This is a genomic window from Sphaerotilus microaerophilus, assembly GCF_023734135.1.
GTDB classification, from domain to species: domain Bacteria; phylum Pseudomonadota; class Gammaproteobacteria; order Burkholderiales; family Burkholderiaceae_C; genus Sphaerotilus; species Sphaerotilus microaerophilus.
In genome coordinates this window covers 4316923-4331941 of sequence record NZ_AP025730.1, presented here as the reverse complement: position 1 = coordinate 4331941, position 15019 = coordinate 4316923, and the positions used below count along the sequence as shown (strand labels likewise).

Genomic DNA, 15019 nt, shown 5'->3' with positions numbered 1-15019 from the left:
CCATGCCGAATTCGATCCTGGCCTTTCTCGTCACCATCGCCGTCCTCATCGTCGTGCACGAATGGGGGCACTACCGGGTCGCCCGGGCCTGCGGCATCAAGGTGCTGCGCTTTTCGGTCGGATTCGGTCGGCCGATCTGGCGCCGCCAGCGTGGCGAGACCGAGTGGGTCATCGGCGCGCTGCCTTTCGGCGGCTACGTGAAGATGCTCGACGAGCGGGAGGCGCCCGTGCCGCCGCAGGAGCTGCACCGCGCTTTCAACCGCAAGTCGCTGTGGCAGCGCTCCGCGGTGGTGGCCGCCGGGCCGTTGGCCAACCTGCTGCTGGCGGTGCTGCTCTATGCCGCATCCTTCTGGATCGGCACCCAGGAACCACGTGCCCTGCTGGGCACGCCGCTGGCCAGTAGCGTGGCCGAACGCGCCGGGGTGCAGGCCGGCGACTGGGTGCGTGCTGCCCGCACGGGTGAGCCCGGCGAGGCCATGCCCGCCGACTGGACGCCGGTGGCCTCGCTGACCGACCTGCGCTGGCAGGTCACGCGTGCGGCGCTGAACGGCCAGGACATGGAACTGGAAGTCAGCGGCCCCTCCGGCGGTGGGCGCCGGGTGCTGCGGCTGCCGCTGGCCGAGCTGCAGGCAGGCGACGCGGATGCCAAGCTGGTGCGGCGCATCGGCCTGGGTGCGGCCTACGCCGAACCGTTGCTGGGCGAGATCGTTGCCGGTGGCCCGGCAGAGCGGGCCGGCTTGCGGCGTGGCGATGTGGTGCTGCGCGTCGATGGCCGCACCGTGGCGGATGCGGCGGCGCTGCGCGCGCTCATCCGCTCGGCGGTGAACGGGCAGCAGGTGGCTGCACAGCAGTGGGAGCTGCGGCGCGGGGCCGAGCTGCTGACGCTGGTGGTGCAGCCGGTGCGCGTCGAGGAGCGCGGCGAGGTGTTTGGTCGCATCCAGGCCGCCGTGGGCGGCCCGCCGCAGATGGACGAGGTGCGCTACGGCGTCGCTGACGGCCTGCTGCGTGGCTGGGAGCGCACCGTCGAGGTGGCCGGCCTGACGCTCAAGATGTTCGGCCGCATGCTCATCGGCGAGGCCTCGCTGCGCAACATCAGCGGCCCGCTGACCATCGCAGACTTCGCCGGCCAGTCGGTCGAACTGGGGCTGGCCTACTACCTGGGCTTCCTGGCCGTGGTCAGCGTCAGCCTGGGCGTGTTGAACCTGCTGCCGCTGCCGATGCTCGACGGTGGACACCTCCTGTATCATTTGATCGAGGGGCTGACCCGCAAGCCGATTCCCGAGGTCTGGCTGGAGCGGCTGCAACGGGGTGGGCTGGCCGTCATCCTGATGATGATGACCCTCGCTCTCTACAACGACGTGGCCCGCTTGCTGGGCCAGCACTGATCGCATGCATTTCACCGGCCTGCTCCCCGTCCGCCCTGTCGCCATCCTCTCCCGTACCAGCCTGAGCCTCCTGGCCGCCTCGGCGGCCCTGGTGAGCCTGCCGGCCCGGGCGGTCGATCCCTTCGCGATCAAGGACATCCGCATCGAAGGCCTGCAGCGCACCGAGGCGGGCACTGTGTTCGCCTCGCTGCCCTTCCGGGTCGGCGACAACTACAACGATGACAAGGGGGCGGCCGCGCTGCGTGCGCTGTTCGCCACCGGGTTGTTCAAGGACGTGCGCATCGAGGTGGAGGGGCGGGTCGTGGTGGTGGTGGTGCAGGAGCGCGCCATCATCGCCAGCGTCGACTTCACCGGCACCCACGAGTTCGACCGCGACACGCTGATCAAGGCGCTGAAGGACGTCGGCGTCGGCGAGGGCCAGCCCTTCGACCGCGCCCTGGCCGATCGCGCCGAGCAGGAACTCAAGCGCCAGTACCTGACGCGCAGCCTCTATGGCGCCGAGGTGGTGACCACCATCACGCCGATCGAGCGCAACCGGGTCAACGTCACCTTCGCCGTGACCGAGGGCGGCGTTGCCCGCATCGACGAGATCCGCATCACCGGCAACCAGGCCTTTTCGGAGGGCACGCTGCTCGGCGAGATGGACCTGACCACCGGCGGGCTGATGAGCTGGTACACCAAGAGCGACCGCTACTCGCGCGTCAAGCTCAACGCCGACCTGGAGACGCTGCGCGCCTTTTACCTGAACCGGGGCTACCTGGAGTTCAACGTCGAGTCCACGCAGGTGGCGATCTCGGCGGACAAGCAGCGCATCACCGTCACCATCCAGATCAAGGAAGGCCAGCGCTACACCGTCACCGGCGTCAAGCTGGGCGGCGACTACCTCGGCAAGGACGAGGAGTTCAAGTCGCTGGTCAGCATCGAGCCGGGCGAGCCCTACCGGGCCGAGGCGGTGGCGAGCACGCAGAAGGCCTTCACCGACCGTTTCGGCCTGTTCGGCTATGCCTTTGCCCGCATCGAGGCGATCCCGCAGATCGACCGCAACACCGGCCGCGTGGTGGTGCTGCTCAATGCCGATCCGGGCCGGCGCGTCTACGTGCGGCGCATCAACGTCTCGGGCAACACCCGCACCCGCGACGAGGTGGTGCGCCGCGAGTTCCGCCAGTTCGAGTCGGCCTGGTACGACGGCCAGCGCATCAAGCTCTCGCGTGACCGCGTCGACCGGCTGGGCTACTTCAGCGAGGTGGACGTCGAGACCAACGAGGTGCCCGGCGCACTCGACCAGGTCGACCTGACCTTCACCGTCAAGGAAAAACCCACCGGCAGCCTGATGCTCGGGGCCAACTTCTCCAGTGCGGACAAGCTCTCGTTCTCCGCGTCGGTGAAGCAGGACAACGTCTTCGGCTCGGGCAACTACCTGGGCGTGGAGTTCAACACCAGCAAGAGCAACCGCACGCTGGTGTTCTCGACGGTGGATCCCTATTTCACCAACGACGGCGTCTCGCGCGCCTTCGACATCTACTACCGCACCTCCAAGCCGCTCAACAGCCAGGGCGAGTCCTACGAGCTGGCGACCCCGGGCGTGGCGCTGCGCTTCGGCGTGCCCTACTCCGAGTACGACACGGTGTTCGTCGGCATCGGCGCGGAGAGCACGCGCATCAAGTCCGCCAGTGCGCTGCCGGAGAACTACTTTCGCCTGCGCAGCACCTACGGCAACAGCACCAGCGCCGTTCCGCTGACGCTGGGTTGGCAGCGCGACGGCCGCGACAGCGCCCTGGTGCCCAACGCGGGCCGTTACCAGCGAGTCAACCTGGAGTGGGGCATCGCCGGCGACACCCGCTACCTGAAGTCCAACTACCAGTTCCAGCAGTACTTCCCGCTGACCAAGAAGTACACCCTGGGCCTGAACGCCGAGTTCGGCTACGGCAAGGGCCTGTTCGGGCGCGAGTACCCGATCTTCAAGAACTTCTATGGCGGTGGCCTCGGGACGGTGCGGGCCTTCGACCAGAACTCGCTCGGCCCGGTGGACGTCACCGGCGCCTACATCGGCGGCAACCGGCGCATGAACCTGAACGCCGAGTTCTACGTGCCCTTCCCGGGTGTGGGCAACGACCGCACGCTGCGCATCTTCGGCTATGCCGACGCCGGCAACGTGTGGCGCGAAGGCGAGTCGTTGCGCGACAGCGAGGCCAACCCCATCCGCGTGTCCGCTGGCATCGGCCTGTCGTGGGTCTCGCCGGTGGGCCCGCTCAAGCTCAGCTGGGGTGTGCCGGTGCGCTATGCCCGCACGGATAGAATCCAGCGCTTCCAGTTCCAGATCGGTACGGCTTTCTGAGCCCTTTGAGTCTTTCGAGTCCGTTGACCATGACATCCTCTTCTCGTGCGCTGCTCCGTTCGCTGTCCGCCGCTGTGGCGCTGGCGTGCTCGGTGGCCGCCATGGCCCCTGCTGCCATGGCGCAGGAACTGAAAATCGGCTACGTGAACAGCGACCGCGTGCTGCGCGACGCTGTGCCGGCCAAGGCGGCCCAGTCCAAGCTGGAGACCGAGTTCAGCAAGCGCGACAAGGAACTCAACGACGCTGCGCTGCGCCTGAAGGCCGCGGCCGACCGCTTCGAGAAGGAGCAGCCGACGCTGGCCGAGTCCGAGCGCGGCCGCCGGCAGCGTGACCTGGTCGAGCAGGAGCGGGATCTGCAGCGCAAGCGCCGCGAGTTCCAGGAAGACCTCACGCAGCGCAAGAACGAGGAACTGTCCTCGGTGGTCGAGCGCGCCAACCGCGTCATCAAGCAGATCTGGGAGCAGGAGAAGTACGACCTGATCCTGCAGGATGCGGTGTTCGCCAGCGCCCGCGTGGACATCACCGACAAGGTCATCCGCGCGCTGAACGCGGCCTCCGCAGCCAAGTGAGCGCCACCGCGGCAGCCCAGCCGCAGCACCGCGGCACGGTGCTGCCACAGCCCGTGCGGGTCGCCGATCTGGTGGCCGCGCTCGGCGGTGAATTGGTCGGCGATGGCGAGGTGCGCATCCAGCGCATCGCCCCGCTGGACAGCGCGGACGAACAGACCGTGGCCTTCCTGGCCAGTGCGCGCTACCAAGTGCAACTGGGCCAGACGCAGGCCGCCTGCGTGATCGTCGCCCCGGCGATGCGCGAGGCAGCGTCTCAGCGGCCCGCACTGATCGTCACGCCCGACTCCTACCTCTACTTCGCCCGCCTCACGCAGTGGTGGGCGGCGCGCTGCCGACCCGCCGCGCCGAGCGGCATCCACCCCAGTGCGGCCGTCGCAGCAGACGTGCAGGTCGGCCCCGGCGTCCTCATCGGCGCACAGGCGGTGGTCGAGCCCGGCGCAGTGCTGGGCGAGGGCGCGCACATCGGCGCGCTCTGCCACATCGGTGCGGGCGTGGAGATCGGCGCCCACACTCGGTTGGCGCCCAACGTCGTGCTGATGCACGGCACCCGTGTCGGCGCGCGCTGCCTGCTGCACAGCGGCGTGGTGGTCGGTGCGGACGGCTTCGGCTTTGCGCCGAGCGCCGCGGGCTGGGTGAAGATCGAACAGCTGGGCGGCGTGTGGATCGGCGACGACGTCGAGATCGGCGCCAACACCTGCATCGACCGTGGCGCATTGGACGACACGGTGATCGGCTCGGGCGTCAAGCTGGACAACCTGATCCAGATCGCCCACAACGTGCAGATCGGCGAGCGCACCGCGATGGCCGGCTGCGCCGCGGTGGCCGGCAGCACCCGCATCGGCAGCGGCTGCACCATCGGAGGTGCGGCCAACATCGTCGGCCACATCTCGATTGCCGACGGCGTGCACGTCTCGGCCGCCAGCTTGGTGATGAGCTCGCTGACCAAGCCCGGTCACTACACCGGCGTGTACCCGTTGGAGGAACACGCCGATTGGGAAAAGAACGCTGCCACGCTGCGCCGCCTGCATGGCCTGCGTGAGCGCATGCGCAACCTCGAAAAGAAGATCCGCCCATGACTACCGCCTTGGACATCCACCAGGTCCTGAAAAAGCTGCCGCACCGCTATCCCTTCCTGCTGGTCGACCGGGTGGTCGAACTGGAGAAGGGCGTGCGCATCCTGGCGGTCAAGAACGTCACCATCAACGAGCCGCAGTTCACGGGGCACTTCCCGAACCGACCGGTGATGCCCGGCGTGCTGATCCTGGAGGCGCTGGCGCAGGCCGCCGGCCTGCTGTCCTTCGCCACCGAGGACACGGAACTGGACGACAAGACGGTGTTCTACTTCGCCGGCATCGACGGCGCGCGCTTCAAGCGCCCGGTCGAGCCGGGCGACCAGCTGATGCTGGACGTGTCGATCGACCGCGTACGCGCGGGCATCTACAAGTTCAACGCCAGGGCGCTGGTGGGCGGCGACGTGGTCTGCGAGGCCTCGCTGATGTGCACCAAGCGCCGCGTCGAGTAAGGCGGGGCGGCATGGCGCAGATCCACCCGAGCGCGATCGTCGATCCGAAGGCGCAACTCGCCGACAACGTCAGCATCGGCCCCTACGCGATCATCGGCCCCGAGGTGTGCATCGGTGCCGGCACGGTGATCGGCCCGCACTGCGTGGTCGAGGGCCGCACGACGATCGGCTGCGACAACCGCTTCTTCCAGTTCTCGTCGATCGGCGCGATGCCGCAGGACATGAGCCATGGCGGCGAGGTCACCGAGCTGGTGATCGGCGACCGCAACACCGTGCGCGAGTTCTGCACCTTCAACACCGGCACCTTCAAGGAGCAGGGTGTCACCCGCATCGGCAGCGACAACTGGATCATGGCCTACGTGCACCTGGCGCACGACGTGCAGCTGGGCGACCACTGCGTGCTGGCCAACAACGCCACGCTGGCCGGGCATGTACACGTCGGCGACTGGGCGGTGATCGGCGGGCTGACGGGCGTGCACCAGTTCTGCCACGTCGGCGCGCATGCAATGGTGGGCTTCCAGGCCCACGTCGCGCAGGACGTGCCACCCTACATGACGGTGGACGGCCACCCGCTGGCGGCGCGCGCGGTCAACCTCACGGGGCTGAAGCGGCGTGATTTCTCCCCCGAGCGCATCGCGGTGATCCGGCAGATGCACAAGCTGCTGTACCGCTCCTCGCTGCCGCTCGACCAGGCGGTGGCGCAGATCGGTGCGCTGCGCGGCTCGGTCGAAGGCGCCGATGCCGACATTGCCGTGATGCTCGACTTCCTGGCCGCCGCCAAGCGCGGCATCGTGCGCTGAGCCTGCCTGCGATGACCATGGCCGATCCGCGGCTGGCGCTGGTCGCCGGCGAGACCTCCGGTGACTTGCTTGCCAGCCTGCTGCTCGGCGCGTTGCGCGAGCGCTGGCCGGCGCTGAGTGCCCAGGGCATCGGCGGGCCGAAGATGATCGCCCAGGGCTTCGAGAGCTGGTGGCTGCAGGACAAGCTGGCAGTGTTCGGCTACGTCGATGCGCTCAGGCACTACCGCGAGATCGCCGGCATCCGCCGCGAGCTGGGCGACCGCCTGCTGCACGAGCGGCCGGACGCCTTCATCGGTGTCGACGCGCCCGACTTCAACCTCGGCCTGGAGGCGCGCCTGAAGGCCGCCGGGCTGCGCAGCATCCACTTCGTCAGCCCGTCGATCTGGGCCTGGCGCGGCGGGCGCATCGACAAGATCCGCTCTGCGGTGGACCACGTGCTCTGCCTCTTCCCGTTCGAGCCGGAGATCTACCAGCGCGCCGGCATCGCCGCGACCTACGTCGGCCACCCGCTGGCCGATGCCATCCCGCTCGAGGTGCCGCGCGCGGCCGCCCGGGCGAAGCTGGGCCTGGCCGAAGCCGACGAGGTGGTCGCCCTGCTGCCGGGCAGCCGACGCGGCGAGGTGACGCATATCGCGCCGCGCCTGCTTGCCGCAGCGGTGGAGTTGCGCCGCACCCGGCCCCACACCCGCTTCCTGCTGCCGGTGGCGCCGGGCGTGCGCGCGCTGCTGGAGCCGATGCTGGCCCTGCACGCCCCCGACCTGTCAGTGCAATTGCTCGACGGCCAATCCCACGACGCGCTGGCCGCCTGCGACCTGACGCTGATCGCCAGCGGCACCGCGACGCTGGAGGCGGCGCTGTTCAAGCGGCCGATGGTGATCGTCTACCACCTGCACTGGCTGAGCCACCTGATCATGCGGCGCATGGCCTACCTGCCCTGGGTGGGCCTGCCCAACATCCTGGCGCGCGAGTTCATCGTGCCCGAGCTGATCCAGGACGCCGCCACGCCGGTGGCGATCGCATCGGCGGCGCGGGCCTGGCTCGACGACGCCAACCGCTGCGCCCGCGTGGCCGAGCGCTTCTCCGAGCTGCACCACCTGCTGCGCCAGGGCACTGCCCGGCGCGCCACCGATGCCATCGCGCAAGTCCTCGGCCGTTGATCGCCGCGGGGCCTCCGCACGGCCCGGCGAGCAGTTCGCGCTCTCCTTCGGCCACGGGGGCCTGGTCGCCGGGGTGGACGAGGCCGGGCGCGGTCCGCTGGCTGGGCCGGTGGTGGCGGCGGCGGTGATCCTCGATGACCAGCAGCCGGTGGCCGGGCTCGCCGACTCGAAGGTGCTGACCGAACGCCGCCGCGCGCTGCTGTTCGACGAGATCCGTGCCAAGTCCTTGGCCTGCTGCATCGCCGAAGCCAGCGTCGAGGAGATCGACCGCCTGAACATCCTCCAGGCCACGCTGTTGGCGATGCGCCGTGCCGTCGAGGGCCTGCGCCTGCGTCCGGGCCTGGTGCTGGTCGATGGCAACCGCCTGCCGGTGCTGCCGATGCCGGCCGAGGCCATCGTCAAGGGCGATGCCAAGGTGCAGGCGATCTCGGCCGCGTCGATCCTGGCCAAGGTGCACCGCGACCGGCTCTGCCTGCAGCTGCACGAGCGCTTCCCCAGCTACGGCTTCGACGTGCACAAGGGCTACCCGACGCCGGCGCACCTGGCCGCGCTCGGCCAGCACGGCGCCAGCCCGGCCCACCGGCGCTCTTTCGCACCGGTGCGTGCTGCGTTGGACCCGCCGGTGCGTGCAGCGGCGGAGTCCTTGGGGAGCGCGCCATGACCATGCCTGCAGTACGCCCCATCAGCTCGCGCAGCCACGCGCTGGTCAAGGACCTGCGCCGGCTCGCGCAGGACCCGGGCGCCTACCGCAAGCTGGGCCGCATCTGGCTGGAGGGCGACCACCTCTGCAGTGCGCTGCTGGCCCGTGGTGGCGTACCGCTGTGCGCGGTGATCGGTGCCAGCGCCTGGCTGCAGCCGGGCCCACGGACCATTGCCCTGCAGGCGCCGGAGGTCTTCGTGCTCGACGACACCCTGCTCGGCGAGGTCAGCTCGCTGGAGACGCCGGTGTCGCTGGGCTTCCTGCTCGGCCTGCCGGCCGGCGAGGCGGCGCGCCCACTTGCGGGGGCGAGCGCCGTGCTGCTCGACCGGCTGCAGGACCCGGGCAACGTCGGCACCATCCTGCGCAGCGCCGCGGCGCTGGGCGTCCAGCAGGTGCTGGCCCTCAAGGGCACGGCGGCGCTGTGGTCGCCCAAGGTGCTGCGCGCCGGCATGGGCGCGCACTTTGCCCTGCACCTGGTCGAGGGCCTGGTCTCAGACGACCTGGCCGGCCTGGGCGTGCCACTGATCGCCACCAGCTCGCACGCCGAGCACGTCCTGCCGGCGCTGCACCTGCCCGCGCCCTGCGCCTGGGTGTTCGGCCACGAAGGGCAGGGTGTCGACGCCGCCTTGCTGCAGCGCTGCGCACTGACGGTGCGCATCCCGCAGCCGGGCGGCGAGGAGTCCATCAACGTGGCGGCCGCCGCGGCGATCTGCCTGTACGAGTCGGCGCGGCAAAAACTCGGCTGACGGCGCCGATCTGCACGGGCAACTGCCCGCCCCTCGCGTGCAACGGCCTCACCTCATGCCGGCAACTGCCCCGTTGCGGGCGCCGATCCGGCTGCCTTGGATCCTTCAGTTCCTCGAATTCCTGCAGCACCGGCACTTGGGTCGTCGATTCGGTCACCTGATTAGAAACGAAGCTAAGCCATGATCGCCAAGAGCTCTGAGGTTTCCTGTCAATTCCGGTCTGCCACGAATCAACTCTCTCGGGTGATGCAGTCGTTCTGAGGGGCGGGGTTGCATGCAATGGCTGGGTGTATTGCGGGCGCTCGATGACTTTAGTCACTTGCGGCGGCAGCCCCGAGTTTCATGATCGCGTAGAAAGTCGCTGGACTCATTTTCGAGGCTCCGTGCCTAGAAATCTAGGCCCTGCGACCACGATGTGTGTTTGTCGCGTGCTGTTTTGTTTGGGAAGAGGGGCCGACTAGCAACATGTGGACAGATAACTGCAGCTTGTTTCCATGCTGATTCCCAAACCTGCCCGCAGCAGCGTCCTTACGACTGAGGACGCGACGATAACGTTCATTGTGCAATTTCAATCCTGCATTGCGTATCAGGAGACGACCCCATGACGCTCGATATCGGTGGCACTGCCGCTCCACGCTCACCTTTCTTGCCGTTCGACAGCTTCACCGTCGAAGTAGGTTCGGAAGTTCCCGCCGCTGTTCGGTCGGCTGCGCTCGCAACCCGTTCGCCCTTCATGTCGGTCTATGAGGTCCTTGAAGGGGAGAGCCCTTATGAAGACCCGGTGCGTGAAGCCTATGCCGCACTGATTAACGAACTGCACGACGACGAATTCGATGAGGCCCTGTTCGAACTGCAGTGTCATGCCCGGTCAATGCACGATGAGCAACTGGCCGCCGACATGCCGCGCGCCGAAGCCGACCGGTTGGTGATGCAACGCTTTGCGCCGCTGATTCACGAGTTGGAGCATGTAGTCGACAGCGTGGCGCACCGCTTCGGACCGCGCGAAGGGGCTGGCATCGTCGATAACGAGGTCGACTCGTTCCTCGACGAATACACACCTGGATCGAACCTCGCTCCCGAGTTCGAGAATTTCTTTGGTAGCCTAGCCAAGAAGCTCGGGAAAGTTGTCAAGTCGGCTGCTGGCAAGGCTTGGAAGGGCATCAAGCAGATCGGGCTTGGCCCCATCCTTAGAAAGCTGAAGGCGCTGATCAAGCCGTTGCTCAATCGAGTGTTGCAACGAGCCATCGGCTACCTGCCATTGGCTGTTCAACCCGTGGCGCAAAAGCTGGCCGAAAAGCTCGGTTTTGCTGCGCCTAAGTCCGCACCAGTGGCTGTGCCGGCAGCGTTGCAGGCCCCTGCTGCAGCCGACGCGGGGTCACCTGTGCAGGACGTGGCCGGAGCCGAAGGCGTCTCACCGCAGCAAGAGTTCGACCAGCAGATTGCAAGCGCTTTCCTGTCGCAGGACGAAATCGAGCTCGAAATGGAAACAGCCCAAGCGATCGAGACCACATCTGCTTCAGGTGCACCAGTGTTCGCCGAGCTCGACGACGCACGCGCGCAGTTCATCAACGAGTTGAACGACCTTAAGCAAGGCGAAAGCGCGGAGCCCTATGTGCAGAACTTTCTGCCCGCTGTGTTGCCGGCGCTCAAGCTCGGCATCCGGCTGATTGGGCGTCCGCGGGTGATCGGCTTCCTGGCTCCACTGGTCGCCAAACTGATCGCCAACCTCATCGGCCCCGCGCAGGCGCCGGCATTGTCGCGGGCCATGGTCGACGCTGGCTTGAAGCTCATGAACCTGGAGATGTCGGAGTCTGATGAAGCCGAACTCGCGTCGTCAGCGGTGGCCTCGACGGTCGAGGAGATGGTGAGCCGTGTCGCCTCGCTGCCCGATTACGTGCTCGACAACCAAGAGCTGCTGGAAGGCTATGCACTCGAAGCCTTTGAGCAGGCCGCCGCTGCGAACCTGCCGGCGGTGTTCTCCGAAAGCACCTACCGCAAGCGGCCCGAGCTTCTGGAAGGCGGTGTTAACGCCGCCTGGGTGATGTTGCCGCTGCGCGGGCGCAAGCGCTACAAGCGCTGCTCGCAGGTGTTCACGGTGCGCATCTCTCCGTACATGGCGAATGAGGTTGAAAGCTTCGAAGGTGCACCACTGTCCGAATACCTGCAAGACCTGCTTAGCGTGCCTGAAGGCGGCGAAGTTGACGCGCAAGTGCACTTGTACGAGACCCTGCCGGGCACCACGCTCGGTGACATTGCACGTGCGGAGCGGGCAGTAATGGGCCCAGGCCTAAGCGACGAGGTCAACGCGTCGCAGTTGCACCCGCTTACGCCGCAGGCCGCAGCAGTGTTGCTGGGCAAGCCTGGGCTGGGGCGCCTCTCGCCAGCAGCGTCGCCAGGCGGCAGTCTCGCAGCAGGGCAGAGGCTGTTCCACCTCGCGATTCCTGGCAAGCGGCCCCTGTTCGCATCCGGCAGCGGCCACCATCACCGCGCACACCTGCGGCGCCTGCTGCATGTCAGGATCCGCCTCGACGCGCAGCAGGACCAGGTGCGCACCTGCGTATTTTTCAGCGAAGCAACGGCGCAGAAGCTCGCAGTGCGGCTGCGTCAGTCGACCAACCTGGGGCAGCTGGCAGCCGGCTTCCAGCGCGCGATAGCCTCACGGCTGAAGCGCATTTTTTCGGGTGACGCAGACTGTCGCCTTCGGTTGATCCACGCCGGCCAACGCCCAGGGCAATCGGCTGGCGCCGCTTTGAACAACCTGCCGACCGGCGCCTCGCAAGCGTTCGCATCGCAGCTGCAAGGCTGGCTGGTGCAAGGCTTTGCCGAGTTCGTCAAGACGCAAGGCGCACGCTTCGTTGCAGCCACCGAGAACGCAGATGATGGCGTGAGCCTGAGCTTCACCATCGAGCACCCGCCGGGCCTCAAAGAATTGGCGCAAGCAATGGTCGAGCACGGCAGGCCCGGCGCTGTGGCGGTGCCGGCAGCTGCCAGCACACGGCCCACCGTGCGTGTCGACGTCTTCCCGGGCCACCGCTGTGTTTGACCTGCAAAGCGCCGTCGGCTCGCAGACCGATCGTCAGGTGGCCCACTGGGTACTTGCTGCGTGGCGGCTGAACCTGGACGATCTGGCATCACAAGAAGCGTGGAGCCATCTCGAGCAGTACCTCGGCATCTCGCTGCGTCGCCACCTGCAGGGAACGATCGACAGCCTGATGAGCGACGCCCGCGTGCTCACCACAATGAACGACGAAGCGCGGAGCCCCACTGCTCGGGCCGAGGTACGTCACCGGCTGCTGGCGTTTCGCCGCCAATACCTGCGCTCCGAGACCACGCTCGACTTCTTTGCCGACGCGATCGGCGTGCGCACCAACCGTCACATCGCAGGCCTGCTGCGCGCCTGTGACACGCTTGCCCATCGCAGCATGGCCCAGTTGCTCGACCAGCTAGGCAAGACCGCTCCGGTCGCATTGACCTACCTTGACAAGGGACTCGGCGCATCCATCCTGAAAGCCGGCCTGCGGCTGTGGGACGGCGGCAAGGCCTGCCCGGTTGCCGTCATCAAGGTCACGCGCCACAACTTGCTGCGGCCAACTGCACTAATCCACGAGGCCGGGCACCAGGTGGCGCACATCACCCACTGGAACGACGAGCTGACTGCGGTGCTGGCCACCGGCCTGCGTCAGGCCGGCGCCAAGGGCGAGCTGGCCGAGATCTGGGCCGGCTGGGCATCCGAGATCGCGGCCGATGGTTTTGCCTTTGCCCACACAGGCTTCGCCAGTCTCGCCGCCTTGCACGATGTGTTGGCCGGAGACCAGTCAATGGTGTTCCGCTTTTCTCCTGGGGATCCGCACCCCATCAGTTACCTGCGTGTGCTGCTCGGTGCTGCAATGTGCCGCCACTGCTATGGCGAAGGCCCATGGGATGCGCTGGCGCTGTCGTGGACAGACCTGCACCCGCTGCAGAACGCGCCGACCGAAACACGTGCAATCGTGGCTGACTCGATGCCGCTGCTGAATGCTGTAGTTCGCCTGGTGCTGGACGCGCCGATGCGGGCATTTGCTGGCCGACCTCTGCGCGCGCTGATTCCGCCCGAGCGGGTCAGCCCGGCGGCATTGAACGAACTCGACTCGACCATCGGCCCGGCGCTGTTCACCTCGGCCCACTGGCTATGGACCGAGCCATTGCGCATCTTGAGCCTGACCGGCCTGCAGCTTGCCGTGCGCCCGCACGATGTGAAAGCCATCCTGGAAAGGCAGGAGCAAGCAATGTTGCGACTCGGTGGGGCGCTTCAGACCGCCTGAATTTCCTTCGACCGACTTCTTCACAGGAGATCATCCATGCCCAGCCAAAGCCACAGCACTAGCAGCGACACATCCGCGGCGATCGAGAGTATCCAGGTGGCGCAATCGATTGACGCCCCGCCAACGTCAGAGCTGACGAAGGCGCTGATTGACTTGCTACGAAACGTGAACCTCGAAGTCAAGAGCAATGTCGTCCTCAAAGGCAAGGCCGCTGCAGCGGTCAGTCATTACCAGCTCATCGCGGCTGACCTGAAAACTCTGGCTGACAAACCCTAAGAAGACAGCTCGGTCGACGTCAGTACCCGGACCAGCGAACTTGGAAGCCCATGCCCGATAAACGATCGGAGACAACATCATGTTTCGACAATTCGCCACCAACGTCCACCCCGATGTTCTCTTCGAGGCCCATCCCGCCGTTTTAGCCTGGCTGCTCGAAGAGGTATGGCGGCGACGCATTGACGACACTCTAACGAAGTCACTCGGCGACCCTGACCGCCGGAGCAACCTACAGGCAATGCCGTCTCCAACAGGAAAGCCGATTCCGTTGGGCGCGTTAAGTCCGCTCCTCGCCGGGGGGAGCGGATTCCGCTGGGACCACCTCATCTACGCCTACATGGTCGAGAACACGCGCGTGTACGAGATCTTTCGGCGTGTAGTCGATGAACTGCTTCACGGCGAAAAACTTGGTGCCCCCACCGCAGAGGCCCAAGCTTGGTTGCGTAATACCGAAGAGCTGTTCTTCAAGGACGGTGCACCTTTCTTCATCGGCTCCGTTACCAGCCATATCCGCCGCGACCTGCGTGGCAGCCGGCGCAACCCCTACCAGCGCATGTTCGCCATGGAGCTGAACCATGGCACCGACGACGGTAAGCCCTACGAATACGTGCGCGCCGAAGCCGCCAACAACGACTTCGTCTCGACCTTCGAAGAGTTGTTGCGCGAGGCCTGGGTTGGCATGACCTACGTGACGGCAACGTCCAGCAGCAATCCGACCGACCCGTCCAAGATTGCGCTCTTGGCCAGCAAGCTGAAGAACATGCTGCTGTCGCGCCGGCAGAACGGCAACCTAGCGCGTGAAGAGTTCGCTGCGGTGTCGGCAATGGCCTGGTTCCACATGACGCTGGAATACACCAACACCAACGACAACTCGCCCATCGTGAAGTCTCTGCGTGCTGAGGCCAACGGCACCGAGCAGCGCCTGTTCAAGATCGCCGAGCGCGTGGGCTTGCCGGCGCACGGCCTCTCGAAGCACTTCTTCGACATCGCCGATGCCATTTCGCGCATCCTGATCCAGATCGAAACCGGTGACTTTGACGACGAAGCTGCGGTGCCTGCGCTGTATACGCCCGCCGGCGTAGCGACAAGCCCCGAGGCGGCGATGCGCCGAATCATCACTCACTGGACGGCAATCACCGGCCGTGACGTGAAGGCCCGAAAGGTCGCGACGAACTGACGTTGCTCAACCTGCGCAGTTGCTGACCCATCTGCGTGACGGTAGAGGAGA

General features: G+C 66.8%; 13 protein-coding genes. All 13 read left to right on the top strand.

The genetic code is table 11. The annotated features are described in order from the left end of the window. Window positions 1-2 precede the first annotated feature (2 nt). Window positions 3-1385 (top strand): RIP metalloprotease RseP, encoded by a 1383-nt coding sequence (rseP, locus tag NGK70_RS18455; RefSeq protein ID WP_251969949.1) that lies wholly within the window; start codon window positions 3-5, stop codon window positions 1383-1385. A 4-nt stretch (window positions 1386-1389) separates the two neighbouring features. Beyond that, entirely contained in the window at window positions 1390-3720 is a 2331-nt protein-coding gene (gene bamA, locus NGK70_RS18450) for an outer membrane protein assembly factor BamA (protein WP_251969948.1), read from the top strand. 29 nt (window positions 3721-3749) lie between these two features. Then, window positions 3750-4289, top strand: coding sequence for an OmpH/Skp family outer membrane protein (locus NGK70_RS18445; protein WP_251969947.1), 540 nt, complete (start codon window positions 3750-3752; stop codon window positions 4287-4289). A 53-nt stretch (window positions 4290-4342) separates the two neighbouring features. Further along, window positions 4343-5365: a UDP-3-O-(3-hydroxymyristoyl)glucosamine N-acyltransferase gene (gene lpxD, locus NGK70_RS18440; protein ID WP_251973825.1), complete on the top strand. Its 1023-nt coding sequence runs from the start codon at window positions 4343-4345 to the stop codon at window positions 5363-5365. After that, window positions 5362-5811, top strand: a complete 450-nt coding sequence (fabZ, locus tag NGK70_RS18435; RefSeq protein ID WP_251969946.1) for a 3-hydroxyacyl-ACP dehydratase FabZ — start codon at window positions 5362-5364, stop codon at window positions 5809-5811. The genes lpxD and fabZ overlap by 4 nt, the downstream gene beginning before the upstream one ends. Before the next feature lie 11 nt (window positions 5812-5822). Beyond that, entirely contained in the window at window positions 5823-6611 is a 789-nt protein-coding gene (gene lpxA / locus NGK70_RS18430) for an acyl-ACP--UDP-N-acetylglucosamine O-acyltransferase (RefSeq protein WP_251969945.1), read from the top strand. An 11-nt stretch (window positions 6612-6622) separates the two neighbouring features. Then, the gene (gene lpxB, locus NGK70_RS18425) at window positions 6623-7768 is read left to right on the top strand and encodes a lipid-A-disaccharide synthase (RefSeq protein ID WP_251969944.1); all 1146 of its coding nucleotides are present in this window, start codon (window positions 6623-6625) and stop codon (window positions 7766-7768) included. Beyond that, complete coding sequence (gene rnhB, locus NGK70_RS18420) at window positions 7740-8429, top strand: ribonuclease HII (protein ID WP_251969943.1); 690 nt, start codon at window positions 7740-7742, stop codon at window positions 8427-8429. Before lpxB ends, rnhB begins: the two co-directional genes overlap by 29 nt. Next, entirely contained in the window at window positions 8426-9214 is a 789-nt protein-coding gene (locus NGK70_RS18415; RefSeq protein WP_251969942.1) for a TrmH family RNA methyltransferase, read from the top strand. The genes rnhB and NGK70_RS18415 overlap by 4 nt, the downstream gene beginning before the upstream one ends. 601 nt (window positions 9215-9815) lie before the next feature. Next, window positions 9816-12257, top strand: coding sequence for a hypothetical protein (locus NGK70_RS18410; RefSeq protein ID WP_251969941.1), 2442 nt, complete (start codon window positions 9816-9818; stop codon window positions 12255-12257). Beyond that, complete coding sequence (locus NGK70_RS18405; protein ID WP_251969940.1) at window positions 12250-13515, top strand: hypothetical protein; 1266 nt, start codon at window positions 12250-12252, stop codon at window positions 13513-13515. Before NGK70_RS18410 ends, NGK70_RS18405 begins: the two co-directional genes overlap by 8 nt. A gap of 36 nt (window positions 13516-13551) precedes the next feature. Beyond that, window positions 13552-13791, top strand: a complete 240-nt coding sequence (locus NGK70_RS18400; RefSeq protein ID WP_251969939.1) for a hypothetical protein — start codon at window positions 13552-13554, stop codon at window positions 13789-13791. Between the two features lie 79 nt (window positions 13792-13870). Next, a complete protein-coding gene (locus tag NGK70_RS18395; protein ID WP_251969938.1) occupies window positions 13871-14968 on the top strand; it encodes a hypothetical protein in 1098 nt (365 codons plus the stop codon). Window positions 14969-15019 lie beyond the last annotated feature (51 nt).

Coding starts and splice junctions, on each gene's coding strand:
- rseP (WP_251969949.1), top strand. CDS start 3: ATGCCGAATTCGATCCTGGCCTTTCTCGTCACCATCGCCGTCCTCATC.
- bamA (WP_251969948.1), top strand. CDS start 1,390: ATGCATTTCACCGGCCTGCTCCCCGTCCGCCCTGTCGCCATCCTCTCC.
- NGK70_RS18445 (WP_251969947.1), top strand. CDS start 3,750: ATGACATCCTCTTCTCGTGCGCTGCTCCGTTCGCTGTCCGCCGCTGTG.
- fabZ (WP_251969946.1), top strand. CDS start 5,362: ATGACTACCGCCTTGGACATCCACCAGGTCCTGAAAAAGCTGCCGCAC.
- lpxA (WP_251969945.1), top strand. CDS start 5,823: ATGGCGCAGATCCACCCGAGCGCGATCGTCGATCCGAAGGCGCAACTC.
- lpxB (WP_251969944.1), top strand. CDS start 6,623: ATGACCATGGCCGATCCGCGGCTGGCGCTGGTCGCCGGCGAGACCTCC.
- rnhB (WP_251969943.1), top strand. CDS start 7,740: ATGCCATCGCGCAAGTCCTCGGCCGTTGATCGCCGCGGGGCCTCCGCA.
- NGK70_RS18415 (WP_251969942.1), top strand. CDS start 8,426: ATGACCATGCCTGCAGTACGCCCCATCAGCTCGCGCAGCCACGCGCTG.
- NGK70_RS18410 (WP_251969941.1), top strand. CDS start 9,816: ATGACGCTCGATATCGGTGGCACTGCCGCTCCACGCTCACCTTTCTTG.
- NGK70_RS18400 (WP_251969939.1), top strand. CDS start 13,552: ATGCCCAGCCAAAGCCACAGCACTAGCAGCGACACATCCGCGGCGATC.
- NGK70_RS18395 (WP_251969938.1), top strand. CDS start 13,871: ATGTTTCGACAATTCGCCACCAACGTCCACCCCGATGTTCTCTTCGAG.